Below are 26,416 nucleotides of genomic sequence, written 5' to 3'. Positions count from 1 at the left end.
TATGACGTTCCAGGACCACATGCGACGCATGGGCGCGCGGGCGCTGGAGGCGTTTCCGGAGGCGCTCAGGCCGCAGATCTACGTGGTCTCGTTCCGGATCTGGCGGAATGACTCGTTCGACGACCGCCATCCGTATCTCGCGATCGGCTACAACACCGAGGACGAGCTGCGACGGGTGCTGGCGGGGCAGCGGGACCCGGACCCGGGTGAGGCCCGTTGGAACTACGCGTGCTGGCCGCTGGACGAGATCGCCGGGGTCATCGGCCACGATCCGGCCGACCCGACCGGAGCCGCCCTGCACACCGCCGAGGTGAAGGAGCTCGGGCTCTGGTACGAGGACGACGATGACGATGACGATGACGACGAGGTGAGCGTCCGGAACGAGTTGCTGGAGTTGCACTTCGACGAGGCCTGCATCGACCTGGCACGGCATCTGCACTCCAGCGGCCGGATCACGGAGATCCTCGGCCGCCCCGTCCCGATCGTGCTCTTCGACATGTACCGCGCGGGGTACGAGGAGACCCTCACCGAGGCGGCCAACCCGCCCGAGGTGGTTGCGGATTACCTGGCGTGGTGCAGGGAGGAAGAGACGGGAGAAGCCGGAGAGGCGGAAGCGGGAGAGGCGGCCTGACGCACGCGGGCTGGTGCGGCTGTTCGGGCAGACAGCGGGGGCACCACACGCCCCTGATCGCGCAGTCCATTTCCCTGTCCATGGTCCCTGTCCATGGTCGCTATCCGTGATCCCTATCCCTGCCCCAGGACCGTGCCGACGAAGGCCGCCAGTTGGGCCCTGATCCGCTCGCGGTCCATCCCCTCCTGGGCAGCGAGGTGTTCGACCAGATCGGCGCGGGTGGCGGCCAGCAGGGCGTGCGCCGTGAAGTCGCTCTCCGGAGCCGGACCGGCCGCAGTGCCGTCCGCAGGGCCATCCGCGGTGCCGTCCGCCGCGTCGCGCATCCGCTCCAGCAGATCCCGCAGGATGCCGTGCCACCACGCGTAATGCGCCGCCTGATACGGGCTGCCGCTGCCGGCCTCCTCCAGGGCGAGGGAGAGATGCCGGTTGTCGAGCTTGAAGCACAGGACGGCGTCGAGCAGCGCCGGTACGCGCTCACGCGGCGGGGCCGAGGGCCCCAACGGGGCCGGGCCCGCCTCCACGGCATGCCGCAGCGGCTCGATCCGGGCTTCGAACACCGCGCGGATCAGACCCGTGCGGTCGCCGAACCGCCGGAAGAGCGTGCCCTTGCCGACGCCCGCCGCCGCCGCGATCTCGTCCATCGACACGCTGCGGGGGCTCTCGCTGCGGGCGAAGAGCTCGTCGGCCGCCGCCAGAACGGTCTCGCGGTTACGGAGCGCGTCCGCACGCGCCTTGCGTTCGGCCATGATCAGCCCTCCCCTTTACGAAGCGGACCGTCGGTCCGTATAGTCGAAGTCAAGCGGACCAACGGTCCACATAGCGCCCCAGTGTAGGGGCGAGGAGGCACTCCCATGAGCACCGACAATCCCGCACCGACCGCACCACCCACACCGACAGACCTCTACCGCCACGGCCTACGCCTGCTCCTCGACAAGGACATCGACGGCTGGGTGGCCCTGTGCGACGACCACGCCGTCTTCGAGTTCCCCTTCGCCCCGGACGGCTTCCCCGAGCGGCTCGACGGCAGGCCGGCGATCGCCGCGTACATGCGGGACTATCCCGCTCACGTCGACCTCCAGGACATCCCCCACCTGGAGATCCACCGGACCGACGCCCCGGACACCATCGTCGTCGAAATGCGCGCCACCGGGCGGATCGTGGCCACCGGTGCGCCGTACGAGATGGCCTACATCGCCGTGGTGACGGTCAAGAACGGTCGCATCACGCACTACCGCGACTACTGGAACCCCCTGGCCGTCCCGGCCTCCATGGCCGAGGCGAAGTCGTCATGGGAAAAGTCGTCATGGGCGACGTCGTCATGACCGACCGCGAACCCATCCTGGTCACCGGCGCCACCGGAACCACCGGCAGCCGCCTCGTACCCCGGCTCACCGCGCGCGGATTCCCCGTCAGGGCCGCCGGCCGGCGTCCCACCCAACAGGCCGGCGCCCGGCCCATCCGATTCGACTGGCACGATCCCGCCACCCACCACCGCGCCCTGGACGGAGCGGCCCGGCTCTACCTCGTACCGCCGGTCGCCGCACCCGACCCGGCCGCCGTCATGCTGCCCTTCCTGGAGCGGGCCCGTACGGCCGGTGTGCGCCGTGTGGTGCTCCTCAGCTCCTCGGCCCTGCCCGCCGGTGGCCCGGGAGTGGGCCAGGTGCATGCGGCGCTCCCGGACCTGTTCGACGAGTGGGCGGTGCTGCGGCCCTCCTGGTTCATGCAGAACTTCACCGGCAGCCATCTGCACGCCCGGAGCATCCGCACCGACGGCACCATCCTGACCGCGACGGGCACGGGCCGTGTCGCGTTCGTCGACGCGGACGACATCGCCGCCGTCGCCGTGCACGCCCTCGTCGACGAACCGGCGCCGCCCGGCCCCGACCTGGTGATCACCGGCCCCCAGGCCCTGAGTTACGACGAGATCGCCGCCACCCTCACCGCGGTCACGGGCCGGCCGGTACGCCACCGACCGCTCACCTACGAGCAGCAGCGCGACCGGCTGGCCGCCGAGATACCCGAGGAGTTCGCCGCGCTGCTGGCCCGCCTGGACCGGGCCATCGCCGAGGGCACCGAGGACCGCGTCACCGACACCGTCGAGCGCCTCACCGGCCAACCGCCCCGCAGTTTCCGGGCGTTCGCGGACCAACAGGCCTGGTGAGGCCGCCCGTACGCCGGCGCCATCGCCGGTCACCGACGAGCCGGCGCGCGGGCGGCCGCTACAGGTGTGGCGTGCCGCCGGGGCCGGCACGGTGCGTTTCTACTCGGCGGGCGAGTCGCTCGCGGAGGGGGTGAGCACATGGGCGCGGGCGCCCGGCCTGGTCGGCTTACGGAAGCGGGCCGGCGAGCTGGAGGCAGCCGGGGAGCTGGATACGGCCGGATGGCCGGGGGCGGCCGAGGAGTTCGACCGGACAGGCGACTCGGCATCGGCCGGAGAGTCGGAAGGGTCCTGGTAGTCGGAGGGGTCCCTGGAGTCGGAAGGGTCCCGGGTGTCGGAGGGATCCCCGGAGTCGGAGGGATCCCGGGAATCGGAGGGATCCCGGGAATCGGAGGGATCCTGGGAATCGGAGGAATCGCGGTAGTCGGAAGGGTCCTGGGAGTCGGACTCGTCCGACGGCTCCACCTCGGCGAGCTGCAGGCTGCCGTACCGCCCCATCGTGACCGCCCTGCCGGCCGGCACGGTGGCCAGGGCGCGCCCGGTGCAGTCGCGGGAGCTCCACAGGACGAGGTCGACGCCGGTGTCGTTGTCCACCTCGCCGTAGGCGTCCCCCAGGCCGTAGCAGTGGTCGTCGCCGGGATCAAGGATCTCGTGCGGCTTGTTCCCCGGCCGGGTGTGGAAGGTGATGACGCCGGTGGCGGCATGGGCGCCGAGCGGGCAGAGCACGGCGAACACCGCGGTGAGGGCCGCCGCGCCGAGGAAAGCGGTCTTGCGTCGCATCTACGGAACTCCTTGTCGGCCAGGGCGGCGGTCCGGCGCCCTCGGTCGGGATCGTTGCGGGACTTCGCCATGGGGGGTTCCCGATGCCGAATCGGAATATTCCGTACTTATGACACATTCACCCGACGATCGAGGAGTGCAGCTCCGCCGGGTCACCGTTCCCGCTGTGGCCGGACGCTGCCCAGCCACAGCATGTCGCGGGCCCGGGTCATGGCGACGAAGAGCTGACTGCGGGCGAGTTCGCCGCGTTCGCGGGCGGTTTCGGACGCGGTCCCGTGCTGGGCGTCGGCCGGCAGGCCGGCGTCGTACCGGGGGAGGTATACGCGCTTGAACTCCAGGCCCTTGGCGCGTCGGTAGCTGCCGAGTTTCACGGCCGCGACCGGGTGCCCGTCGTACCTGTCCAGCGGGCAGACCGGGATGCCCGCCCGGGTGAGGAGGCGCTGGTAGCGCTCGATGGCGCGCTGGGTGGGGCAGAGTACGGCGGAGTCGGCCAGCTGCTGGGGTGTCAGGGCGCGCAGCGCGGCCAGCAGGGCCTCGTCGTGCGCGGCCGAGGTCGGCAGCCCGGCGCGGTGCACCCGGCCGTCGTGGTAGGTCAGGTCGACGTCCCGGCGGCCCGGGGTGGGCAGCCCGTCGAGGTCCTCGAAGGAGTCCTCGGCGACCACGGAGAGCGCGGTGTCCACGATCTCCTTGCTGTTGCGGTAGTTGGCGCGCAGCACCTGCCCGCGGTCGCCGCGGATGTCGATACCGGCGTCCGAGAGCCGGAACCCGCCGGGGTAGACGGCCTGTTGGCCGTCCCCCACCAGCAGCAGTCCGTTGGGGCTGTCGCCGACCAGGGCATGCAGCAGACGCACCCCGACCAGGGTCAGGTCCTGGACCTCGTCCACGATGACGGCCGTATAGGCACAGTGGCCGGTGCGGCCGGCCGCCTCCGCCAGGGCGAGCGAGAGGACGTCGTTGAAGTCGTGCACCGCGCGCTCGGTGCGCTCGGATTCGTACGCCTCGTAGAGGGCCCAGACGGCCTGCCGGTGCGGGCGGCGCAGACTGGCGCGGCGGCGCCGGCGGACCAGCGCGGCGTACTCCTCGAAGGAGGTGATACCGCGGCCCTTGATGACGTAGTTGATCTCCTCCTGCCAGTAGTGGGGCAGCGGATCGATCTCGGCGAGGCAGCTGCCCCGGCCCACGTGCTTCCAGGCGAGGCTGAAGGCGGTCTCCGCCTTCTTCCGGTGCAGACGGACGGGGACGCCACGGCCGCTGACGTACTCCTGCGCCCAGGAGTGCAGGCTGCGGAAGTCGATCCGGTCCGCCACCGCCGGGGCCATGGTCTTGAGGAAGGTGGCCTGGACCCGCGGCAGGTTGTTGGCGAAGGTGACGTACAGGATGCGGCCGTTGGTGCGCTGGGCCAGATAGGCGGCGCGGTGCAGGGCGACGACGGTCTTGCCGGTGCCGGCCGGGCCGCTGATCCGGGCGGGGCCGGCCCAGTTGCGTCGTACGAGTGTGAGCTGGTCGGGGTCGAGGAAGGTCATCCACTGCTCGATGGGAGCCCGGCGCGCTTCGTCGAGCGCGGCTTCCCGCAGTCCGTCGAGGTCGAAGAGGCCGTCGGACGCGGCGTCCGGTGGGCGGGCACCGGCGGCCGGGGGCCGGGCGGCGGGCGGGGCCTCGTACTCGGGGAAGACCCGCTCCAGGTGTTCGGCGAGGGCGCGGACCGACTGGGCGGACAGCCGGGTGCGCTCCGACAGCAGCGCCGGGCCGATCTCGTGCTCGCCCAGCAGGCGTACCCGGCCCAGCTCGGTGTCGACGCGCTGCCCCGCGAAGGCCATCAGCGGGCGCACCGCCACCGGGGACATCCCCAAGGAGGCCACCGCGCTCTCGGCGGTCTTGGTGACCGCGAGCAGTTTGCGCCGGTGCTCGTCGCGGGAGAATCCGCCGGCGCGCAGCCGGCCGGCCGAGGCCTCGGGCGCGGCCCGCCAGTTCTTGACGTCGATGACGAAGACGCCGCCCGGGCCGATCAGCAGCATGTCCACGTTGGCGGCGCGGGTGCCCGGCCAGCGCCGGTCCACCAGCAGCCGCCAGCCGCGCTCGGTGAGCATCAGCAGCTGGGCGGCGACCCGCCGCTCCCCCTCGCTCGCCGCCTCCCACCGCTCGGCCTGCCTCCTGGCCGCCTGCCACTGTTCGCGTAACAGCCGCTCCTGCCTACGGGCTTCCTGCGCCCGCCGAGATGCCGAACTGCCGGCCGACCTGCCCATCGGGCTCCCTGCCGCCATCGCTCGCCCCCTTGCCGCTCGCCCCCGCGTCCACGGGGTCATGAACCATAGGTCGGTGGCACATGACGTGGTAGCGCGCACGGGAGGGGCACGGGCGCATGCTGCGGGGAAGCGCGCGGCCCGTCCTTGTCGCCTCGGGGGCCGACAAAAACGGGCCTGGACACGGGAGCTGCGGCCCAGCGCTACGGGCTGCGGGCTACCCGACGCCCGCGACCGCCCGCCGGAGGATCCTCGCCGCCGAGGTGCCCAGCCCGGTCGGCGCGCCCAGCCACCCCGGCGAGCCCGGCGGGTGGCGCAGTTCGGGCTCGATGTAGCGCAGGCAGCCCCGGTGCCAGATGAGGATGCCGGCCATCCAGTTCTCCAGCTCGTGGACGTACCCGTCGAGCGCCTTGCGGGCCTCCGGTGAGAGGTCGAAGTCGTCGTAGACGACGGGGAGTTCATGGGCGGCGACGTGCTGGAACTCGTGCATGCGGGAGGTCATCAGGTCATTGATGATGTTCAGCGCGGTCGGGTAGTCGCAGCCGAAGAAGGTCTGGACGACCAGGATGCCGTTGTGGACCTCGCCCTCGTACTCGATCTCCTTCTGGTAGGAGAAGACATCGTTCATCAGGCAGGCGAAGTCGGCGGCGGCGTTCTCCAGTGAGCGCAGGGTGCCGGTGCGGTAGATCTCCGGCGGGACCTGCCGGCCGTGGCCGATGCGGCACAGGCTCATGGTGAGGTCGGAGCCGAAGGTGGCCCGGCGCATCTCGATGTAGTCGACCGGGTCGGGGACGCGGTTCTGGATCTGGTTGTCGATCTCCCAGAGCCAGCTGGCCGTCATCTTGTCGATGGTCTCGCGGAACATCCGGCGCGCTTCGAGGGTCATCGGTCCCGCCGTACGGGTCCACAGGTCGGCCAGCCCGCGTTCGAGGGCGTTGACCGGTTCGGGTGTGCCGGCCGACGGTTCGAGCGGCATGAACGCGGACAGCCGCTCGGTGCACACCTTGGCGGCGGCGATGTCCCGGGTCCGGCCGAAGACCTGTGGGTAGTAGTCGTCCGCGTAGGTGCCCCAGGCCAGCCACGCCGAACTCAGGTCCAGTTGCTCCGCGGTGGCGTCCGGGTGGATACCGGCCGCGCACAGCGCCAGGTCGTGCCGGACCATCGCGGGCTCGTCCCAGACGTCGGACAGCGGTACGCCGGGCTGCGGGCAAAGGATGCCCATCCGGTGCGCCCAGGCGATGACCCGGCGGCGGGCGCCCTCCAGGTGCGGGCTGAGCGTGGTGGTGAACGGCATATGGATGTCGGGGATTTGGGAGGCGCCGACCGTTTGGTGCGGGACGTGGGTGGAGCTGCGGAAGCGGAGCGCACCGGCCGTGGCCAGGGCCTGTTTGAGGTCGGCCGCCGAGGTGCCCGGTCCGCCGACGGAGAAGGGCGACCAGGGCGGCGAGGTACCGGCCGCTGACCCGCCGCCGTTCATATAGCGGCTGGAGCGCATATGCCATTCATGGCCGCCGGACTGCCAGTCCTGGAGCCCCTTGGCGTACGCCAGCACCTCCGCGCAGGACTTCGGGTCCAGGCCCTTCTCCACGAAGAGCGGCGGGAGTTCGGCGACCACGGTGTTCTCGAACTGCTGCAACCGTGAGGTGATCAGGTCGTTGACGGCATCGGCGGCCTCCTGGGTGGTGCAGTTCAAAAAGGTCTCCAGCACCAGGACGCCATTGCTCAGCTCGCCTTCCTCCTCCGTCTCCCGCTGGTAGGAGAACAGGTCGTTGCGCAGATGTACGCCGTCGGCGAAGGTGTCCCGCAGCACCCGCAGCGCCCGGGAGCCGGCGACGGCCGCGGGGACCTCGGCGCCGGTCGCGTACTCCACCAGGCCGGCGGACCAGGGGGCGCCGCCCACCTTGCGGCGCATCTCGATGTACTCGACGGGGTTGGGCACCCGGTGGATATTGATGTTGGACAGTTCCCACAGCGATTCATTGAGCAGATGCTCGGTGCTCTCGGCGAACCTTCTCCGCCAGTCCAGGGACATGTGCGGCACGGTGCGCGCCCACAGATCGGCAAGTCCCGCCTCGACGGGGTTGGTCGGCTCGGGTACGGGTGCGGTCAGATCCATCGGCATGAAGGCGGGCAGCCGGTCGAGGTACTCCTTGCCGCCCTCCCGGTCCAGCGTCCGCTTGAACTTCTCCAGGAAGTGGTCGTCGAAGAAGAAGACCCAGACGTACCAGTCGGTCACCAGTGAGAGCGCGTCCGCGTCGCAGTCGGGGTGGGTGTAGGAGCACAGCAGGGCGTAATCGTGGGCGTCGAGGTCCTTCTCCTCCCAGATGCCCGAGCCTTCCAGCATCTCCATGTCGCGGGCCCACTTCTTGGAGTGCGTCCGCGCCGTCTCCAGATGCGGGTTCAACCGCGCCGGATAGGGCGTATAGAAGTTCGGCAATTCAAATGGCTGCGTCACCGTTGCTGGCCTCTTCCCCATACGTGCGGAAGGAAGGCGCGCTGAACCACGCCTCCCGGACGGGGGCAGCGCTACCCCGCCCCTCGGCGCACTAGGCCTTATGGAGGAGGAGGTTCCGCCTCCTGGCGTCTTGGGACCGGTCAGCTCCGGGAGGTGATCATTTCAGGCTTGCTTCTGACGCCGTTATTTCGGCTTGTGCCGCGGTACGCAGCGCGAGGTCCGCCAGCGCCTCGGGGGCACCGGCCTGGCCGCGGATGCCGGGGAAGGCATTGATGTCCACGATCAGCGGCGCGCCGCCGCCGGCGTCCAGGATGTCCACGCCGTAGACCTCCAGCCCGAAGACCTCGCCCACCCGCAGCGCGGCGCCGGTCCAGCCCGCCGGCAGCTCGTCGACCGGCAGCGGCAGGGTGGGCCCCCGGCCGTCCGGCGCCAGTTCCGAGCGGCGCAGCCCGGCGAAGAGCTGCCCGTCGACCACCCACAGCTTGTGGTCCCAGCCGCTGTTCGCGGTGAACTCCTGGACGACCACCGGCTCATCGGGCCAGGCGGCGGCCAGCTCGCGCAGCCGTGCGGCGCTGTCGGCCCGGGTCACCAGGTCATGGCGCCGGCTGTAGCGGCTCTTGATCACCAGCGGGGTGGCCGGTTCCCCGGCCGCGGCCAGCTCCCCCAGCCCGTCCACGAGGGCGGTTTGCGCGAACGGCAGCCCGGCCGCGCGGGCCAGCGCCGCCATCTCCACCCGGTCCTGGCACCGCGCGGTGGCCGCCGCGGAGTTGATGACCGGGGCGCCGTACCCCTCCAGCCGGGCGGCGAGGGCCAGCGCCCGGGGCGTACGGGCCTTGAGGAGGTAGACATCGGCCAGATCGCCGCGGTCGAGGTCCTGGGCGTCACCGCCCGGGTCCAGGTGCTCCACCCGGTGATGTGGGGTCAGCAGCCCGGTGACCGCGGCCAGCACCGGGTGAGCGGGGTCCGCGGTGATCAGACCGACCCTCATCGGTCACCGCCGATCGCGGCCAGCGGGGCCGTCGCCGGGGAGGCCAGGTCCACGACCGGCTGCCGGGGTCCCTTACGGGCGAGGTGCAGCACGGCGGCGGACACCCGGGCGACCGCGTCCGGCACCTGGCGGAAGCTGGGGAAGTCGTTGATGTCGACGACCACCGGGCCGTCCGGCCCGAGCAGGACGTCCACCCCGTACAGATCGAGGCCGAAGACCGCGCCTATCTCGGCGGCGATCCGGGCGACTTCCGGTGTGAGCGGGACCTGGCGCTCGCGCACGGCGCGCCCCAGGTGCAGCGGGGAGCACCGCTCGGTGGCGTACAGCTCACCGGCGACGCAGTACACCTTCAGATCCGTACCGGAGTTGGGGACATACGGCTGGGCGATCAGCAGCCCGCCGGCCGCCCCGCCCCCTTCCCCGGGTTCCGCGGAAAGCGCCTGGTCCAGCAGCTGCTCCGGCGACTCGACCAGCCGCACCGCGCGTCCCGAGCTGCCGTCCGCGGGCTTCACCACGAGGGGGTACTGCGCCCCGGGTATCTGCGCGAACTCCTCGGCACGGGCCGCCGCATACGTCACGGGGACGGGCAGCCCGCTACTGCGGGCGATCACTGCGGCGAGCGCCTTGTCGCGGACGCCCCTGATCGCCCGTACGTCGTTCACCGTCGTCAGTCCGACGCACGCGGCGGCTTCCAAAAGGGTCAGGCCCGGTCCGCCGGAGACGGTCTTGAGGACCCAGGCGTCATGGCTGCCCGCCTGGATCGCCTCGGATATGGAGATCAGTGAGCGGCCGGGCCACAGCACGTCCACCTGGTGGCCCCAGGCGCCGAGTTGGCGGATCACGTCCAGCGGCATGCCGTCGTAGCGGTACTGCTCCTCCACCAGGAAGCAGAGTCTCATCGGGGCACCCTCGTCATCGCCGCACGTCCACCGTCCGTCCGGCAGATCCATGACGCACCAGGATCCCACGCGGGAATCCGCGGGGCCCTGCGGCCCGCGCGCCCGGCACCGGCTGATATTTCGGCGACGTTACGCCACCCCTCGCGTCACTTCCGTACGCCCTGACCAGGACGTTGCCGGGCCCCGGCGAAGGTTGCGCCACCCACCCTCCCACCTAGCAAATCCCGTATGCCGGAACCCTTGTTCCGCTTCCCGGGTGCTCCTAGGGTCGGGCCCCCCGGGGACGGATCGACGAGGTGTACGCAACTACCGAAGTACGGAAGCAGGCGAGCGGGTTGGCGAACGAGCAGCACAGCGGCTTCGGCCGGCGTGGGTTTCTGGCCGGCGTGGGCGGAGTCATCGGCACATCGGGAACCGGCGCTCCGGGCACGGCGGACGCCGCCGCCCCGCACGACGCCCGGACGAAGAACGGCACGGACAACGACCTGCGGCCGGCGCACTTTCACGGCACCCGGCAGCTGCTGGTGCCCGAGCTGCTGCTCCTGCCGGACGGGCCGGTGCGCGGGCAGGCCGTGCTCGTCGACGGCGGGAAGTTCCGCGCCATCGGGCCGGCCGAACAGCTCATCGCCGCACACCGGGACCTTCAACCGGTGCGCCTGGACGGCCACTTGCTGATGCCCGGGTTCGTCGACGCGCACCATCATCTGACCCAGAGCTTCGGCAAGGCCCAGTCCTTCGGGCAGCCCTCGGAGATCTTCAAGACGGTCTGGGAGCCGCTGGAGCATGCACTGGACGAGGAGAGCGCCTATCTCTCGGCGAAACTGGCCGCGCTGGAGGCGCTGCGGGGCGGCTTCACCACCGTCGCCGATGCCGGGACCCGGGCCCCCGTCGATGTCGGGGCGGTGGCCAAGGGCACGGAGGAAGCCGGTATCCGGTGCGTACTGTCCAAGATCGTCTCGACCGGTACGGGCGGCCCGGCGCATCTGGCGCGGTGGGAGGGCCATCCGCTGATCCATCCCTCGCTGGCGATCGCCGTCCCCGAGGACGCGCCCGGCGAGGTCATCAAGAAGACCGCCGACATGTGCGCCGAAGCCGGCGCGGTGCTGCAGATCCATGTGAACGAGCACCTCGCCTCCGTGGAGCGCTCGTTGAAGAGCGTCGGCCGGCGCCCGCTCGAACATCTGCACCACGTCGGCGCGCTCGGACCGCACACCCTGGGCGCGCACGCCACCCTCCTCACCCCTTCGGAGATGCGGCTGCTCGCCGACTCCGGTGCGGCGATCAGCTACAACCCGGTGGCCAGCGCCTGGAAGGGCAATGGCGTGGCGCACGCGACCATGCTGGCGGCGATGGGCGTGCGGTTCGGCATGGGCACCGACGGCACCCGCGGTGACGGCTTCCGGCTGGTCGACGCCGGGGAGACGGCGCAGCGGCTGGCGTACGGCATGGCCTCGGGCGACTCGGTGTGCGGGGCCGGGCGGACGTGGCTGACGCATGCGACCGCGAGCAGCGCCGATGCGCTCGGGCTGGGCAAGGTGACCGGCGAGATCGCGGCCGGCAAGGCCGCCGACTTCCTCGTCGTCAACCTCGATGTCCCCGAGCTCACGCCCTCCTACGACCTGCGGTGGGAACTTGTTCGCCTGGCGAACCGCGACCAGATCGCCGCGGTCGTCGTCGACGGCACGCTGCGCCTGTGGCACGGCTGGCCGCCGGACTGGGACGGCCACGCGCTGGTGGCACGGGCGGCGCAGCTCGGCCCGGAGGTCGTACGCCGGGCCAAGTTGCAGCGGGTGGAGCCGGTATAGGCCACCGGGCGTGCACTGGGCCCGGGCGGCCGCCAACCCCGCCTCCTACGGCTGACGGTGGGCGGCGCCCGGGCCGCCCCTCGCCCGGTCGAGCGTGGCGTGCAAGGTCAGCCGGTCACCGCGCAGATGAATGAACTCCAGGTCGGCGGGGCGACCGTCGGCGAGCCGGGTGAGGCGCTCGACGGCCAGGACCGCGCCGCCCGCGGGCATCGCCAGCACCGCGCAGGTCGCCGGGTCCGCGACCACGGCCTGTACGGACACCTCGGCCGTGCCGAGCGGCGTACCCGCGGCGGTCTCGATCAGATCGAAGACATCGTGCTTCTCCAGGGTGTCCCGGCCGCGCGCCAGCAGCGGCTCGCCCACCTCGGGGATCAGATAGGTGCAGTCCAGCGACAGCGGGGTGCCGTCGACCCGGCGCAGCCGCTCCAGGTAGACGGCCGGGCCGCCCTCGGCCAGCCCCAGCCGCCGGGCGACCGTGCGCGGCGGCCGTACGCTGCGCGCCTCGCGCACCTCGTTGACGACCACGCCGTGCCGCTGGAGCACCTCCGCCAGACCGGACAGCTCCCCCAGCGGATGCTGGTACGCGCGCCCGACCACCACCGTGCCCACGCCCTGGCGCCGGGCCACCAGCCCCTCGTCACGCAGCAGCCCCAGCGCCTCGCGCACGGTGTTGCGCGAGGTGTCGAACTCGGCCACCAGCGCCCGCTCATCGGGCAGCACCCCGTCGGGAAAGGCTCCGCGCAGCACCTGTCCCCGCAGCACATGCGCCACCCGCCGCGCCCGGTCCGCCCGGGTCGGCGCCGCACCGGACCCACCACCGCGCTCCCTCGGTTCGTGCACGGCCCGGCCCTCCTCGCTTACCCAGCGGGTCACCGACGCCAGGCGAGCGGTGCTGCCGCGAGGTTACGCCACCCCGTGTGACCTGCAAAGATGCCTGAGCTGGGGGTTTGCCGGCCAGGCCGGGGGGATGCGCCACCGGCGGGCACGGTATCGCTACCGTGAGGCGACCTCGATGGCGAGGAACCGGGATGGATCGGGAGGTTCAGTGACCAACAAGGCCGCGCCCTTCGACGACCTCGACCGCAAGATCGTTGCGGCGCTGATCGACAACGGCCGGGCGAGCTTCGCGGAGATCGGCGCGGCCGTCGGGCTGTCGTCCACCGCGGTCAAGCGGCGGGTGGACCGGATGCGGGAGAACAACGTGATCACGGGGTTCACCGCGACCGTGCGTCCGGCCGCGCTGGGCTGGCTCACCGAGGCGTATGTCGAGGTGTACTGCGACAGCGCCGCCCCGCCCCGGCGGCTCGCGGAGGTCGTGCGCAACCATCCGGAGATCGCGGCGGCGATGACCGTCACCGGGGGCGCCGATGCGCTGCTGCACGTACGGGCGACCGATGTCGAGCACTTCGAGGAGGTGCTCGAACGCATCAGGGCCGAGCCGTTCATCCGCAAGACGATCAGTTACATGGTGCTGTCGCATCTGCTGCCGGAGAGCCCGGAGGCGGGCGCCCGGCAGTCTTCCGCCCCGGAATGACGCAGGAAACCTGCAGCAACAGCCGCCCATACGCAGCATTCCTGCGCCGATAAGCAGCATTTATTTCTTGTGGCCGGAATCCCACGCTCCCTACCGTGGAAGCACCCCTGGTGACTACCCATAACGGTCTGTCATGACAGGAAGTGCAGGAAGCGGAGGGATATTTCTGTGCCGACGAGTCGTGAGTCGCGCCCCCGGCGCTATCTGGTCTGCGAGCCCAGACACTTCGAAGTGCGTTACGCGATCAACCCCTGGATGCGTGCGGAGGCGCCGGTCGACGCCGCGCTGGCGGGGCAGCAGTGGGAGACGCTGATGCGCGCCTACCGCGCGCACGGACACACGGTGGAGCATGTGCCGCCGGTCGCCGGTCTGCCGGACATGGTGTTCGCGGCGAACTCGGCGCTCGTCGTGGGCGGCCGGGTCTTCGGCTCGTCCTTCCACGCGCCGCAGCGGCGGCCGGAGTCCACGGAGTACGAGACCTGGTTCAAGACGGCCGGATACGACGTCTACCGGCCGGAGTCGCTCTGCGAGGGCGAGGGCGATCTCGTACCGGCCGGCCGCTACATCCTGGCGGGCACCGGCTTTCGTACCGCCCGCGCCGCCCATGACGAGGTGCAGGAGTTCTTCGGCGTACCGACGATCGGGCTCCAGCTGGTGGACCCGTACTTCTACCACCTGGACACCGCGCTCTTCGTCCTGGAGGAGGACGCGGAGACCGGCGAGGCGAACGTCGCCTACTACCCCGAGGCGTTCTCGTCCGGCAGCCGCGAGGTGCTGCGGCGGCTGTTCCCGCAGGCGGTGATCGCCACCCGGGACGACGCCATGGCCTTCGGCCTCAACTCCGTCTCCGACGGCCGCCAGGTCTTCATCGCCCCGCAGGCGACCGGCCTCATCGACCAGCTCACCGCACGTGGCTATGTCCCCGTCCCCGTCGACCTGTCGGAGTTCCGCAAGGCCGGCGGCGGCATCAAGTGCTGCACCCAGGAGATCCGCTCATGACCGCTCCCACCCGTACCGCCGCCGTCCGCGCGCCCCGTTCGTCCGCGGAGCTGATCCAGGCCGAGGGCCCGGTCCTCGCGCACAACTACCACCCGCTGCCCGTGGTCGTCGCGCGCGCCGAGGGTGTCTGGGTCGAGGACGTCGAGGGGCGGCGCTATCTCGACATGCTGGCCGGCTACTCGGCGCTCAACTTCGGCCATCGGCACCCGGCCCTGATCGAGGCCGCGCACCGCCAGCTCGATCAGCTCACCCTCACCTCCCGCGCCTTCCACAACGACCGCCTGGCCGGTTTCGCCGAGGGCCTCGCCGAGCTGACCGGCCTGGACATGGTGCTGCCGATGAACACCGGCGCCGAGGCGGTGGAGAGCGGCATCAAGGTCGCCCGTAAGTGGGCGTACGACGTCAAGGGCGTCCCGGCGGACCGGGCGACGATCGTCGTGGCCGCCGACAACTTCCACGGCCGTACGACCACGATCATCGGCTTCTCCAACGACGAGACCGCCCGCGCCGGCTTCGGCCCCTTCACGCCCGGCTTCCGCGTCGTCCCGTACAACGACCTCGCCGCCCTCGAAGCCGCCGTGGACGAGACCACCGCCGCCGTGCTGATCGAGCCCATCCAGGGCGAGGCCGGCGTCGTCATCCCCGACGCGGGCTATCTCACCGGCGTACGCGAACTGACCCGGCGGGCCGGCTGCCTGTTCATCGCCGACGAGATCCAGTCAGGCCTGGGCCGCACCGGAACCACCCTGGCCGTCGACCATGAATCCGTCGTCCCCGACGTACTCCTCCTCGGCAAGGCGCTCGGCGGCGGTATCGTCCCGGTCTCCGCGGTCGTCGCCCGCCGCGAGGTGCTCGGTGTGCTGGGCCCCGGCCAGCACGGCTCGACCTTCGGCGGCAACCCGCTGGCGGCGGCCGTCGGTTCGGCCGTCATCGAGCTGCTCGCCACCGGAGAGTTCCAGCGCCGCGCCGCCGAACTCGGCGACCAGCTGCGCACCGGCCTGGCCGCGCTGACCGGCAAGGGCGTGACCGGCTTCCGCGCCCGCGGCCTGTGGGCCGGCGTCGACATCGACCCCGCCCTCGGCACCGGCCGGGAGATCAGCGAACGCCTTCTGAAGGAAGGAATCCTGGTCAAGGACACCCACGGCTCGACGATCCGGCTCGCCCCGCCGCTGACCATCACCGAGGCGGAACTGGCGTCGGCGCTGGGGAGCTTGGAACGGGCGCTGGGCTAGTCCCTGACGTCTTCGGCCTGTCCCTCGGCGCCGACGGTGGCGGCACCGAGGGATGGCCGATTCCGGCCGTTGCGCGACAAGCCGCAGGGTTGCCGAGTGCGAAGTGACGGGGGTGTACTGGAGTAACCGGCGGTGTCCCGGGGCAGACGTACTGCGGTCAGTCTGGAGGCCGTTCGGGAAGAGCCGCCATTGCGGAGCGCCATTGCGCATCTGACTGCTGTTCGTTGAGACAACAACGGGGGACAACAGTGTCTGACATCAATTCTCTGGTCGGCGAGATCGTGCCGGCGGTCGGTGCGGCAGTGGGCGCCTACGGCGTCAATGTGCTGAGCCGGGCCGAGGACCAGGCGGCCGATGCGACGGTACGGCTGGGCCAGCGGCTGCTCGACCGGATCCTGCGCCGCACTCCGGACCGCGCGCCGATCGAGGCGGCGGTGACCACCCTGGCGACAACAGACGGCGATCCGGACGCGCTGGCTGCACTGCGCCTTCAGATCAGGGGAGTTCTGGCGGCCGACCCGTCGCTGGTCACGGAGTTGGCGGCACTGCTTCCCGAGCAGCCGGCGGCACGGGCCGACGGTACCCGGGGGGTGGCCGTGACCGGGAACGTCCCCGGGATCGTGTCGACCGGGGACGCCGCGATCAACATCCAGCGCCGGTGAGCGGCGAGGCCGGGCCGCTCGACGGGCCTGCGGCACAGATGTCCCAGGATCCGGCCCGCTCCGGCGCCGAGCGATCGATCGTGGTCCACGGCGACGTCCAGGGCAATGTGAGCACGGGTGACTACACCCTCAACGTCATCTACGCCGACGGAAAGTTCGTCGAGACCGAGAGCGTGCTGGAACTGCCGCTGCGCGAGACCCCTCCGCTGCGGGCTCCTGCCCAGGCCGACCTGTTCGGCCGCGACGAGATCGTGGAGCAGGCCTTCAGGCAGCTGACCGAGGGCACCAGTGTCCAGCTGTACGGGCCCGCGGACATCGGGAAGAAGGCGATCGCCGAGGCGGTGCACCGGAAGCTGGCGGCGCAAGGGCAGCGTGGCCACGTCCTGTCGCCCCGGGCCGGGGAGACCGGCACGCTGGAGATCCTGTACCAGCGGCTGGCCGAGGCGTTCTTCGGCAAGTCCTTCCTGCGCGGGGTCGACGAGACCATGCTGCACGAAGCCGTCGCCGACGTCTCCGACGTACACGTCACCGTCTTCGACTGCGAACTGGGCCGGGAGGACGTGGCCCGGGTGCTGCACACCTTCCCCGGCTGCACATTCCTCTTCACGTCCCCGTACCCGACATTGCCGGACACGGCGGCGGCGCACCAGGTCCAACCCCTGGCCCGGGCCGCCGCGATCGAGCTGCTCAGCTCCGAACTCGGGCTTGCGCTGGGCCCGGTCGGTCTGCAGAACCTGCAGTTCGACCACGCCTACCGGATGGCCGATGACAAGCCTCAACGCCTGCGCCAGTACGCGGAGTTCATCAAGGGCTCCGACCAATGGCGTGCCAGGGCGGCCAGGGAGCCTCACGACCAGCCGCCGCCGGTCGACCCGGACCGGCTGAGCCCGCGGCATCAGGCCGAGGCCCTGGCCGTCGCCCTGAGCGAACCGGCCCGAAGCGTGCTGGTCGCGCTGGCGACGTTCGGCGTGCCGCTGCCCGCTGCCTGGTTCGCACCGGTCACCGGAGATCCACGGGCCGCGGACGCCGGGCCGGAACTCTACGACCGGCGCCTGGTCACCTACAGCGCCGGCACCTACCAGATCACCGAGGACGCCGCCGCCGCGGTCCGCAACCAGAACTGGGCCCCCACCGCAGCGGCCACCGCCGCTGAAGGCCTGACGGCGGCGCTCGCCGCGAAGGCCGGGCCGCCGGGACCGGACCCGTATCTGCTGCTGATCGTCGCGCGCGCCCTGAGTGAGACGCAGCAGTGGGTGCTGGTCTCACGCCTGGTCAAGACCGCCGCGCCGACCGCGCTGGCAGCCGGCCGCGGGCAGATCGCGCTGCGGCTCTACGTCCTGGGCAAGGTCGCCGCGACGCACGGCGGAATGACCAAGGACCTCAAGTACTACGTCAGCGCCGAGGAGCAGATCAGCAACCTGCTGAAGGGCGACAAGCTCGCCGTGGCCGCAGCCTTGGCGCTCGTCGCCGCGCCTGTCGTCCCGACGGCGAAGATCGGCAGCCTGTTCAGTTACCTCGCGAAACTCGCCACCGCCAACACTGCCGCCACGGCGGGAACCGCCGCCGTGGTGGTCGCAGCCGCCACGACCGTCGTGGTGGTGGCGAGCGGGAGCGGTGTGCCCGCCGGTTGCGACGAGGCCAAACAGATCATTGTCGCCAAGTCTCAGCCGACAGAGATGCGCGCGACGAAAGACTTTGTCGCGCGGTCCAGGCAAGTGGCATCCGGACTGAATGCCGCGGCCGCAAAGGCGACCGATGCCAAGGTGAAGTCCGCGCTCCAGTCCCGGGCGAACGAGCGGAACAGCGTGGCCGACGCCAAAGAGCGCGAGGGCGACGATCCCGACATCCACCCCGACGTCGTAGCCGCCCTCATCGCAGGCAAAGCGCTACATGAAGAGATCAAGGACGTGCAGGAGATCTCCCCTGTCTGCTCCAACGTTCTTGAGTGACGTCGGGAGCCTGTGTCCGTGACGCCCGCCGCGCCCTTGGACGCGACGACCACGCCCCCCTGGCCGGTCACTTCCGGGACGCGCCCGCCGTTCCCGGCTCCGTCCCCGGCTCCGTTCCCGCCCGTGCCGCCGCCATGAGCCTCTCGGCGGCGGTACGGGCATGCCGGGCGGCGGCGGGGTCGCCCGAGATCGCGGCGGAGCTGATCGCACCGTCGATGAGCAGCGCCAACTGCACGGCGAGTTCCCCGGGTTCGGCAATCGGTACGGCCCGGACGAGGCCGGTCAGATACGAGAGCAGCGCGCGCTTGTGCTCCCGGGCGACGCGCCCGACACCGTCCGAGGTGGCCCCCAGCTCCCCGAAGGAGTTGATGAAGGCGCAGCCGCGGAAATCGGGCTCCGAGAACCAGGTGTGCAGCCAGTCGAAGACTGCGAGCGGACGGGTTTCGGGCCCGTCGGCACGCTCGGCCACGTACTCCGCGAGCGCGGCGCGCCAGCGGGTGTCGCGACGGCGCAGATACGCCTCGACAAGATCGTGCTTGGCGGGAAAGCACTGGTAGAGGCGCTTGAGCGACACTCCGGCGGTGGTACGGAGTTCGTCCATGCCGACGGACTGGATCCCGCGGTCGTAGAACAGCTTCTCCGCGGCGTCGAGTATCCGCGTACGGGCTTCGTCGAGGTCCATGGCACTTCCGGGGCTTTCCAGGAGAACGGTCGTTCTCTACACTAGCCGACGAGAGGAGAACGATCGTTCTCCCCTGTGCCGAGAGAGGGAGCCCGTCATGGCACCACGCCCACCCTTCCCGCCCTTCGACGAGCAGAGCGCGCTCCGCAAGGTGCAGGCGGCCGAGGACGCCTGGAACACCCGCGACCCCGAGCGGGTCGCCCTCGCCTACACCGAGGACTCGGTCTGGCGGAACCGCGACACCTTCGTCACCGGCCGCGACGAGATCGTCGCCTTTCTCCGCCAGAAGTGGGCCCGCGAGCTCGACTACTCACTGCGCAAGGAGCTCTGGTCGTACAGCGGCAACCGGATCGCGGTGCGCTTCCAGTACGAGTCCCATGACGCGGACGGCCAGTGGTGGCGCAGCTACGGCAACGAGCTGTGGGAGTTCGACGAGGAGGGGCTGATGCGCCGCCGCGAGGCCGGTATCCACGATGTCGCGATCACGGAGGCGGAGCGGCGGATCTTCGGCCCGCGGCCGGACGAGGAGCGGGGCCGCCCGCTTCCGTTTCACTGATCGGCCGGCGTCGGGGAACTGCCCGTATCGGACGACCCGGCTGACCGCCGACAGTGGTGAACGCACTGGGCGGGCAGCAGGCACGTGCGGAAGTTTCGCTTCCCTGCCGTGCGGGAACGAAAGTTAACGACCGAACCAATGGGCTGCCCATCCCTCCTCGGGGATGCGCAGCCTTGTCGCGTTTTTTGCGACGTGTGGCCTCTGGTTGTGGTGCCCCGCAGCGGGTCTCCGGGCCTGCGCTGTAGCCCGCGTGACGGCTTGTCAGGAGGGGTGGCCCCCGCAGAAGGGGTCCACATGAGTACGAATCTTCAGTCACCGTTGCAGGAACTGCTGCTGACAGCCTCCCTCCCCGGTCAGGTGTCGTCGGCTGCCGAGGCGAGGCAGGTGAGCCTGGTGGCTGCGCCGGCAGCCGCCCTCATGGCGATCGCGCCGATCCCCGTCGGCACCAACCCGGTCGGGCTGGCGTTCATCCCCAACGGCGACCTCTACGTCGCCAACTCCGGATCGAGCAATGTGTCGACCATCGACACCGCCACGGACACCGTCATCGGCGCACCGATCCCCACCGGCACCACGCCGGCCTGGCTGACCGTCGCCCCCAACGGCAACGCCTACGTCCCCAACAACATCTCCAACAACGTGACGGTGATCGACACCGCTACCAGCACCGTCCTCACCACGATCCCCCTCAGCGGCGGCCCCGCCGCGGCGGCGGTCATCCCCAGCGGCAACGTCTACGTCAGCCGCTTCGGGGCGAACAGCGTGCAGGAGATCTCCACCGCCACCAACACCACCATCGGCCCCGCGATCCCCACCGGCAGCGGCCCGGTCGGGATCGCCGTCGCCCCCAACGGCAAGGCCTATGTCGCCAACCGGAACGCGAACAGCGTGACGGTGATCGACACCGCCACCGCCACCGTCATCACCACGATTCTCGGCCTCAGCCAGCCGAACTTTGTGGCGATCGGCCCCAGCGGGGATGCCTACGTCGCCAACATCGGGTCGAACAACGTCTCCGTGATCAGCACGAACACGGACATGATCGTGGCCACGATCCCCGTCGGCACCAACCCGTGGGGCATCACGGTCGGCCCCGACGGCAACGCCTACACAGCCAACCGCGGCTCGAACGACGTGTCGGTGATCGACACCACCACCAACACCGTCATCGGCGCCCCGATTCCCGTCGGCAGCCAGCCGATCGCCCTGGTGGTCGCCCCCAACAACAAGGTCTATGTCAGCAACATCGCCTCGGCCAATGTCAGCGTCATCCAGTTCCCCCCGATGATCAACACCATCACCCCCAACCAGGGGCCCATCACGGGCGGCACGGTGGTGACGATCACCGGCACCAACCTGACCGGGGCGAGTGTCGACATCGGTGGTAACCCCGCCACCGGCGTGACCGTCAACGCCACCGGTACGCAGCTCACCGCGACCACTCCGCCCGGGGTGGCCGGCCCCGCGAACGTCACCGTCACCACCCCTGGCGGCAGCGCCACTCTGGTGAACGGCTTCACCTACTTCGTCCCCGTCCACGCCACCTCGCTGACCGCGACCCCGGCGCTGGCGAAGCTGTTCCCGCCGCACGTGTACTTCCCGTTCCTGACCGCCACACTGACCGACCAGGTCACCGGCCTTCCGGTGCCCAACCAGCCCATCACCTTCAAAGCCGGCACCAACGTCCTGGGCATCGCCAACACCAACGCCCAAGGCGTCGCCCAGGTGAACGAGACACTCACCCTGACGCTCATCCTCCTCAACGGCGGATATGACGTCAGCTTCGCCGGCGCGATCACCCCGTCAGCCATCCTGTCCCCGTCCAGCGCCCACGCAGAAGTCATCGAACCCTGATCCCCGCCCGGTCCCCGGCCCCCGCCCGGTCCCCGGTCCCCGCCCCGCCGCCGGTCAGCGCCTCGCCGACGGCGGCCACGCCCTCCGCGATCTCGCCCGGTGTGCGGGCCGCGTAGCCGAGGACCAGGCCCGGCGGGGCCGGGCGTTGGCTGTGCCAGGACAGGGGGTGAACCTTGACGCCGCGGGCGAGGGCGGCCGCGGCCAGGTCCATATCGGAGGCGTCGAGGGCCCCCGGGTCGAAGGTGATCGTCAGATGCAGACCCGCCGCGGCGCCATGCACCCTCGCGCCCGGCAGACCGTCGCCGATCGCCGCGATCATGGCGTCCCGGCGGCGGCGATGGCGCCGGCGCACCAGCCGTAGCCCGCGCTCCAGTTCACCCGACTCCATCAGCCGGGCCAGCACCAGCTGCGGCAGTACGGCGTTGCCGAGGTCGGCGAACCGCTTGGCCTCGACGAACGCCTCCCGGTACTTCGGCGGCGCGAGCAGCCAGCCCACCCGCAGCGCGGGCGCCAGCAGTTTGGAGACGCTGCCCGCGTAACAGACCTGCTCGGGGAGGAGGGAACGAAGGGCCGGGACCGGCGCGCGGTCGTAACGGTGCTCGGCGTCGTAGTCGTCCTCGATGATCAGGCCGCCGTCGGCCGCCCAGCGCATCAGCTCACGGCGCCGGCCGCCGCCGAGCACCACCCCGGTCGGGAACTGATGCGCCGGGGTGAGCAGTACGGCCCGGGCGCCGCTCGCCCGCAGCGCGTCAACCCGTACCCCTTCCTCATCGACCTCTACCGGCGGCGTCCCCACTCCCCAATGGACCAGATGCTGCCGGGCACCGAGCGAACCGGGGTCCTCCACCGCGATCTCGCGCACGCCGTCCCTGTGCAGCACCTGGGCGATCAGGCCGAGCGCCTGCGCGGTACCGGCGACGATCAGCACCTCGTCCGGGTCCGCCCGGATCCCGCGGTTACGGGCCAGCCAGTTGGCGACGGCCGTCCGTAGGGCGGGGGCGCCGCGCGGGTCCCCGTATCCGAAGTGGGCGGCCGGGAGGTCCGCGAGCACCGCGCGTTCGGCACGCAGCCAGGCCGCCCGCGGGAAGGCGGCCAGGTCGGGCACGCCGGGCGAGAGATCGATCCGGGCGGGCGCGGCACGCAGCGCGTCGAAGACGTCCGGGCCGGGCGGCGCGCCGAAGGGAGCGGCGGTCCGGTGTGCGTACGGGGTCGAGCCCGTGGTCTTCGCCGCCGCCGCCTTCGTCGTCACGGGCGCGGCGACCACGACCGTGCCGCCCCTCCCCCGCCCGGCCAGCTGCCCGTCCTCGCTCAGCCGCTGATACGCCTCGGTGACCACACCACGCGAAACCCGCAGGTCAGCGGCGAGCACCCGGGTCGCGGGCAGCCGGCTCCCGACCGGCAGCCGGCCGTCCGCGATGGCCCGCCGCAACTCCCGCGCCAGCCAGTCGGACCGTCCACCGGCGGGCGCGTCCCCGATGTCCAGCTGCAAGAAGTCGGAAGACCCGGCGGACACGGAAGAGCTTATGGACCGGTTGGGCGGCTCCCCTTTGGACCTGTGCACCGGACCATTGTCGCGCCACGGTGGAACCCATGACTACGACGACGCCGACGACCCCGACAACCCCGACGCCCCACACGGCCTACGTACACGGCTATTCACCACAGGAAGCCCGCCGTCTCGGCGACCAGGCGGACACCCTGGCCGCCTTGCTGCACGCCGGTACGGCGTACCCGCCCGGCAGCCGGGTCCTGGAGGTCGGCTGCGGAGTGGGCGCCCAGACCGTGCACCTGGCCAGGAGCAGCCCGGGGGCGCGGATCGTCGCCGTCGACCGCTCCGAGGAGTCCCTGACCCAGGCCCGCGCATACGTCACGGAACAGGCCCCGGCCGCCGACGTGACCTGGCACCCCGCCGACCTCTTCCAACTCCCCTTTACGGACGCAGAGTTCGACCACATCTTCACCTGCTTCGTACTGGAACACCTACGGGACCCCGGCCGGGCACTGGCCGAACTGCGCCGCGTTCTGCGCCCCGGCGGCACCCTCACCGTGATCGAGGGCGACCACGGGTCGGTGGTCTTCCACCCGGACAGCCACCACGCCCATGAGGTGATCGGCCACCAGATCCACCTACAGTCCGCGGCCGGCGGAAACGCCCTGCTCGGACGGGAGTTGGAGCCGCTGCTCACCGACGCAGGCTTCACCGACGTCGCCGTCCGGCCGCGCACGGTCTACGCCGACCGGACCCGCCCCGCGCTGGTGGACGGCTTCACCCGCAAGACCTTTATCGCCATGATCGAGTCCGTACGCGACGATGCGATGGCCGCCGGCCTGACGACTGCGGCCGACTGGAACCGCGGCATCGCCGATCTACGGCGCGCAGCCGACGACGGCGGGACCTTCCACTACACGTTCTTCAAGGCCACGGCCGTCAGTCCACAGCCTTGACGGCAGCGACGAACGACGCCCAGACCTCGGCCGGGAAGAGAAGCGCCGGGCCGTGCGGGTTCTTGGAGTCGCGGACCGGGATGCCGGAGGGGTGGTTGTCCAAAACCTCTATGCAGCTGCCGCCGTTGGCGTCGCTGTACGAGGACTTGCGCCAGCCGGTCAGCGTGGCCGCGTTCAGGATGATGTGCTCAATCACGGCTTCCGAACTCCTCGTCCCTGACTGCGGCAACGAACGATGACCACGCGGCTGCCCGGAAGACGAGCGCGGGGCCGTGCGGGTTCTTGCTGTCACGGACGGGTACGCCGAAGGGGTAGTGGTCCAGGACCTCGATGCAACTGCCCCCCTCGGCCCCGCTGTACGACGACTTACGCCAGCCGCTGAGTGTCGCGGCATCCGGAATGGTGTGCTCAGTCATGGTGTCCATATCCCTTAGCTGTCGCCCTCATGAGGGCGAGTGACTCCTTCAGCGGCAGTGCGTCCCCCAATGCGAGATCGTAGGCGCCTTGGAGCCGATGGACTATGGCCGGGGAGTCATGCACCTTGCCGACGGCCAGCCCCTCGGAATAGGCCACCGGGGGCTGGTCCTCGAACCACATCAGCGACAGCATCCCCTGCAAGAGGTGGTACGCCCCCAGTCCCAGCGGCATCACATGCACACGCACACGCCCGTCCTCAACCAGGCCGGCAATGTGCATGATCTGCTCCGCCATGACCTCTGGGCCGCCGACCGGGCGACGCAACACCGACTCGTCCAGGAGCGCCCACACCACAGGCTTCACCGGGTCGGCAAGGATCCTTGAACGCTCAAGGCGTGTGACGACGTACCGGTCACCTTCCTCTTCACTCCACGGAGGGAAGACGGTACGCATCACGGCATGCGCGTACTTTCTCGTCTGGAGGATGCCAGGCACCTGCGACAACGCGAACTCACGGATCTCCGTGGCCTGTTGCTCAAGGTGCCGCGCCGCCTCGAAGTAGTCGGCAACCGCCGAGTCGTCCTGCGGCAGAAAGCTACTCAACACATTCCCTGTGTTCAGCGCCCTGTCCAGCCTCAGCGCATCCTCCTTGGAAGGAATCCGCCGCCCCGCCTCGATATGCGCGATGTGTGAACGGGTCATCACCGCCGCGTCGGCCAACCGCTGTTGTGTCAGCCCTGCCGCTTCTCGCTGCTCACGGAGCCAATCACCGTACCTACTGCTCATTTCGCCAACCCCCTAGTGACGAATACACCGTCACACTCTGTGTACTAGCGAGGCTACTCGCTGTCACCCGACGCTAGGGGCTGTACGCAAAGACCCCCGCGACCGCTGACACGGCCCGGGGGCATGGCCACCAACCCCCTGGAGGTTGACGACGTGAGCAAACATATCGCTCCCATCTTCGAGGCGCTCCTGCGGCTGCTGCTCCCCGCCCGCGGCCGCCACCGCGCGGCCATCGCTCCGCGAGAGCGACGCGCGCAGCACGCCCGCCGCCGGACCCTGGTGGTCGTGCGATGACCTACGACCCGGACCACCCCCGGCTTCCCGGGTCCCCGCTGCGTCTGCTGCCGTGGGAGACCCCCTCTGGGCACCCGTGCTTCCTGAGCACGGACAACAGCGGCGGCTACCTCTCACGGAAGGCCGACGAGATGGAGGCGGAGCAGATGCGCGACGCCGCCGCTGTAATCGCGGACGCGGAGGACGTGTTGAACGAACCGACGGCAGGGCCGCTCACGCTCCGGGTGACGCTCAAGCAGACCACCCGGGCACTCGTCGACGTGGTGCGCATCGCGGACAGCAGGGGCGGGCGACTGCCCGTAGCGGCCGCCCCGGATGACTCGGACGACGAGGACGAGGACGAGGAGGAGTGAACACCAACGCGCACAAGGACCGCCCCGGTTGTAAGGAGCCAGGGCTTGCCGTGAAAGCGCAGAGCCACCTCGATGTCTGATTGCCGCCAGCGTGATCCCGTTCAGCTGATCAGGCTGGCGACATGACGAACCCCCTCACGACAGACTCGATGACCGTCCTCACCGGCATGTACGCAGCCGAGGCGGGGTACTTGGCGGCCGGAGGCCCGGGCGCGGCTCCGTTCGGCATGCTGGCGCCCTTCTTCGCGCCTGATGTCGTCCTGCATCAAGCCGATGCCCTGCCCTACGGCGGAACCTGGCGTGGGCACGAGGGCATGGAGCGGTTCTTCCTCGCGATGAGCCGGGCATGGGAATCGTTCGACATGCTGGAGCAGGAGTTCCTCGCCACCGGGGAGACCGCGGTGGTGCTCACCCAGGTCCGTGCTCGCGCTCGGGCCACCGGTCGCGAACTCACCTTCCCGATCCTCCAGGCGATCACGGTCACCGGCGGACGGATCGCCGAGGTCCGTCCCTTCTACTGGGACACCGAGGCCATCGCCGGCGCCTGCGCCTACGCATCGCCCACGCCCGCCGCGTAGAGCTGGTGCGATTGCCGGTCACAGGCGTGTGTGAGAAGAACTCCCGGTACTACCGCCGGCGGTCCGGGGCCGAGACCGGCCCCAGACCGCCGGACCATCCCGTCAGACCGAGGTCCGCT

27 protein-coding genes are annotated in these 26,416 nt (G+C 70.7%); 15 read left to right on the top strand and 12 right to left on the bottom strand.

What is annotated here, in order from left to right; all coding sequences use genetic code 11:
- The first annotated feature begins 1 nt into the window (after nt 1).
- Nucleotides 2–631, top strand: a complete 630-nt coding sequence (locus DY245_RS08070) for a hypothetical protein (protein WP_244942904.1) — start codon at nt 2–4, stop codon at nt 629–631.
- A 113-nt stretch (nt 632–744) separates the two neighbouring features.
- On the opposite strand, the gene DY245_RS08065 is transcribed toward DY245_RS08070, so the two are convergent.
- The gene (locus DY245_RS08065) at nt 745–1,377 is read right to left on the bottom strand and encodes a TetR/AcrR family transcriptional regulator (RefSeq protein ID WP_128505021.1); all 633 of its coding nucleotides are present in this window, start codon (nt 1,375–1,377) and stop codon (nt 745–747) included.
- A 105-nt stretch (nt 1,378–1,482) separates the two neighbouring features.
- On the opposite strand from DY245_RS08065, the gene DY245_RS08060 reads away from it, so the two are divergent.
- A complete protein-coding gene (locus DY245_RS08060) occupies nt 1,483–1,953 on the top strand; it encodes a nuclear transport factor 2 family protein (protein WP_128505019.1) in 471 nt (156 codons plus the stop codon).
- Entirely contained in the window at nt 1,950–2,792 is an 843-nt protein-coding gene (locus tag DY245_RS08055) for an NAD-dependent epimerase/dehydratase family protein (protein WP_128505075.1), read from the top strand. Before DY245_RS08060 ends, DY245_RS08055 begins: the two co-directional genes overlap by 4 nt.
- Nucleotides 2,793–2,891: 99 nt before the next feature.
- Here the strand turns inward: DY245_RS08055 and DY245_RS08050 are convergent, their stop codons facing one another.
- From DY245_RS08050 to DY245_RS08030, 5 genes are all read right to left on the bottom strand, one after another.
- Nucleotides 2,892–3,569, bottom strand: coding sequence for a chitin-binding protein (locus DY245_RS08050; RefSeq protein ID WP_128505017.1), 678 nt, complete (start codon nt 3,567–3,569; stop codon nt 2,892–2,894).
- Between the two features lie 152 nt (nt 3,570–3,721).
- Nucleotides 3,722–5,830, bottom strand: coding sequence for a nuclease-related domain-containing DEAD/DEAH box helicase (locus DY245_RS08045; RefSeq protein WP_244942903.1), 2,109 nt, complete (start codon nt 5,828–5,830; stop codon nt 3,722–3,724).
- 196 nt (nt 5,831–6,026) lie between these two features.
- Nucleotides 6,027–8,264, bottom strand: coding sequence for a family 2 encapsulin nanocompartment cargo protein terpene cyclase (locus DY245_RS08040; protein WP_181923571.1), 2,238 nt, complete (start codon nt 8,262–8,264; stop codon nt 6,027–6,029).
- Nucleotides 8,265–8,421: 157 nt separating this feature from the next.
- Nucleotides 8,422–9,252 carry an ATP-grasp domain-containing protein gene (locus DY245_RS08035; RefSeq protein WP_128505012.1) on the bottom strand — a complete coding sequence of 277 codons (831 nt, stop codon included), beginning with the start codon at nt 9,250–9,252 and terminating at the stop codon, nt 8,422–8,424.
- Entirely contained in the window at nt 9,249–10,151 is a 903-nt protein-coding gene (locus DY245_RS08030) for an ATP-grasp domain-containing protein (RefSeq protein WP_128505010.1), read from the bottom strand. The genes DY245_RS08035 and DY245_RS08030 overlap by 4 nt, the downstream gene beginning before the upstream one ends.
- A gap of 485 nt (nt 10,152–10,636) precedes the next feature.
- Between DY245_RS08030 and DY245_RS08025 the strand changes: the two genes are divergently transcribed.
- A complete protein-coding gene (locus DY245_RS08025) occupies nt 10,637–11,956 on the top strand; it encodes an amidohydrolase family protein (RefSeq protein ID WP_244942912.1) in 1,320 nt (439 codons plus the stop codon).
- Nucleotides 11,957–12,001: 45 nt separating this feature from the next.
- On the opposite strand, the gene DY245_RS08020 is transcribed toward DY245_RS08025, so the two are convergent.
- Nucleotides 12,002–12,829 carry a GntR family transcriptional regulator gene (locus DY245_RS08020; RefSeq protein WP_244942902.1) on the bottom strand — a complete coding sequence of 276 codons (828 nt, stop codon included), beginning with the start codon at nt 12,827–12,829 and terminating at the stop codon, nt 12,002–12,004.
- A gap of 172 nt (nt 12,830–13,001) precedes the next feature.
- Between DY245_RS08020 and DY245_RS08015 the strand changes: the two genes are divergently transcribed.
- The 5 genes from DY245_RS08015 (at nt 13,002) to DY245_RS07995 (ending at nt 18,332) form a co-directional block, all read left to right on the top strand.
- Nucleotides 13,002–13,490, top strand: a complete 489-nt coding sequence (locus tag DY245_RS08015) for an Lrp/AsnC family transcriptional regulator (RefSeq protein ID WP_128505005.1) — start codon at nt 13,002–13,004, stop codon at nt 13,488–13,490.
- A gap of 168 nt (nt 13,491–13,658) precedes the next feature.
- Entirely contained in the window at nt 13,659–14,489 is an 831-nt protein-coding gene (gene ddaH / locus DY245_RS08010) for a dimethylargininase (RefSeq protein ID WP_128505003.1), read from the top strand.
- Nucleotides 14,486–15,721 (top strand): ornithine--oxo-acid transaminase, encoded by a 1,236-nt coding sequence (gene rocD, locus DY245_RS08005; protein WP_128505001.1) that lies wholly within the window; start codon nt 14,486–14,488, stop codon nt 15,719–15,721. The genes ddaH and rocD overlap by 4 nt, the downstream gene beginning before the upstream one ends.
- A 248-nt stretch (nt 15,722–15,969) precedes the next feature.
- Entirely contained in the window at nt 15,970–16,383 is a 414-nt protein-coding gene (locus DY245_RS08000; RefSeq protein WP_244942901.1) for a hypothetical protein, read from the top strand.
- The gene (locus DY245_RS07995) at nt 16,380–18,332 is read left to right on the top strand and encodes a hypothetical protein (protein WP_128504999.1); all 1,953 of its coding nucleotides are present in this window, start codon (nt 16,380–16,382) and stop codon (nt 18,330–18,332) included. Before DY245_RS08000 ends, DY245_RS07995 begins: the two co-directional genes overlap by 4 nt.
- Nucleotides 18,333–18,399: 67 nt before the next feature.
- On the opposite strand, the gene DY245_RS07990 is transcribed toward DY245_RS07995, so the two are convergent.
- The gene (locus DY245_RS07990; RefSeq protein ID WP_128504997.1) at nt 18,400–19,014 is read right to left on the bottom strand and encodes a TetR/AcrR family transcriptional regulator; all 615 of its coding nucleotides are present in this window, start codon (nt 19,012–19,014) and stop codon (nt 18,400–18,402) included.
- A gap of 97 nt (nt 19,015–19,111) precedes the next feature.
- On the opposite strand from DY245_RS07990, the gene DY245_RS07985 reads away from it, so the two are divergent.
- Both DY245_RS07985 and DY245_RS07980 read left to right on the top strand, forming a co-directional pair.
- On the top strand, nt 19,112–19,570 hold the full coding sequence (locus DY245_RS07985; protein WP_128504995.1) for a nuclear transport factor 2 family protein: 459 nt from the start codon (nt 19,112–19,114) through the stop codon (nt 19,568–19,570).
- Between the two features lie 294 nt (nt 19,571–19,864).
- A complete protein-coding gene (locus DY245_RS07980) occupies nt 19,865–21,424 on the top strand; it encodes an IPT/TIG domain-containing protein (RefSeq protein ID WP_128504993.1) in 1,560 nt (519 codons plus the stop codon).
- Here the strand turns inward: DY245_RS07980 and pdxR are convergent.
- A complete protein-coding gene (pdxR, locus tag DY245_RS07975; RefSeq protein WP_128504990.1) occupies nt 21,411–22,937 on the bottom strand; it encodes a MocR-like pyridoxine biosynthesis transcription factor PdxR in 1,527 nt (508 codons plus the stop codon). The genes DY245_RS07980 and pdxR overlap by 14 nt on opposite strands.
- Nucleotides 22,938–23,014: 77 nt before the next feature.
- Between pdxR and DY245_RS07970 the strand changes: the two genes are divergently transcribed.
- Nucleotides 23,015–23,869 (top strand): methyltransferase domain-containing protein, encoded by an 855-nt coding sequence (locus tag DY245_RS07970; protein WP_128504988.1) that lies wholly within the window; start codon nt 23,015–23,017, stop codon nt 23,867–23,869.
- Here DY245_RS07970 and DY245_RS07965 read toward each other — a convergent pair.
- From DY245_RS07965 to DY245_RS07955, 3 genes are read right to left on the bottom strand one after another with little or no spacing between them, the layout of a single operon-like run.
- On the bottom strand, nt 23,853–24,065 hold the full coding sequence (locus DY245_RS07965; RefSeq protein WP_128504985.1) for a DUF397 domain-containing protein: 213 nt from the start codon (nt 24,063–24,065) through the stop codon (nt 23,853–23,855). The two genes, DY245_RS07970 and DY245_RS07965, sit on opposite strands and share 17 nt — an antisense overlap.
- Nucleotides 24,058–24,285 (bottom strand): DUF397 domain-containing protein, encoded by a 228-nt coding sequence (locus DY245_RS07960; protein ID WP_128504983.1) that lies wholly within the window; start codon nt 24,283–24,285, stop codon nt 24,058–24,060. Before DY245_RS07960 ends, DY245_RS07965 begins: the two co-directional genes overlap by 8 nt.
- Entirely contained in the window at nt 24,278–25,072 is a 795-nt protein-coding gene (locus tag DY245_RS07955; RefSeq protein ID WP_128504981.1) for a helix-turn-helix domain-containing protein, read from the bottom strand. The genes DY245_RS07960 and DY245_RS07955 overlap by 8 nt, the downstream gene beginning before the upstream one ends.
- 153 nt (nt 25,073–25,225) lie before the next feature.
- Here DY245_RS07955 and DY245_RS44170 point away from each other — a divergent pair, with 153 nt between their 5' ends.
- The 3 genes from DY245_RS44170 (at nt 25,226) to DY245_RS07945 (ending at nt 26,297) form a co-directional block, all read left to right on the top strand.
- Nucleotides 25,226–25,366, top strand: a complete 141-nt coding sequence (locus DY245_RS44170; RefSeq protein WP_181923580.1) for a hypothetical protein — start codon at nt 25,226–25,228, stop codon at nt 25,364–25,366.
- Nucleotides 25,363–25,719 (top strand): hypothetical protein, encoded by a 357-nt coding sequence (locus tag DY245_RS07950; RefSeq protein ID WP_128504979.1) that lies wholly within the window; start codon nt 25,363–25,365, stop codon nt 25,717–25,719. Before DY245_RS44170 ends, DY245_RS07950 begins: the two co-directional genes overlap by 4 nt.
- Nucleotides 25,720–25,841: 122 nt before the next feature.
- On the top strand, nt 25,842–26,297 hold the full coding sequence (locus tag DY245_RS07945; protein WP_128504977.1) for a nuclear transport factor 2 family protein: 456 nt from the start codon (nt 25,842–25,844) through the stop codon (nt 26,295–26,297).
- The last annotated feature ends 119 nt before the right edge of the window (nt 26,298–26,416 follow it).

This window comes from Streptomyces inhibens, assembly GCF_003389455.1.
Lineage (GTDB): Bacteria > Actinomycetota > Actinomycetes > Streptomycetales > Streptomycetaceae > Streptomyces > Streptomyces inhibens.
The sequence above is the reverse complement of the archived record's forward strand: the minus strand, read 5'-3'. Positions and strand labels throughout refer to the sequence as shown.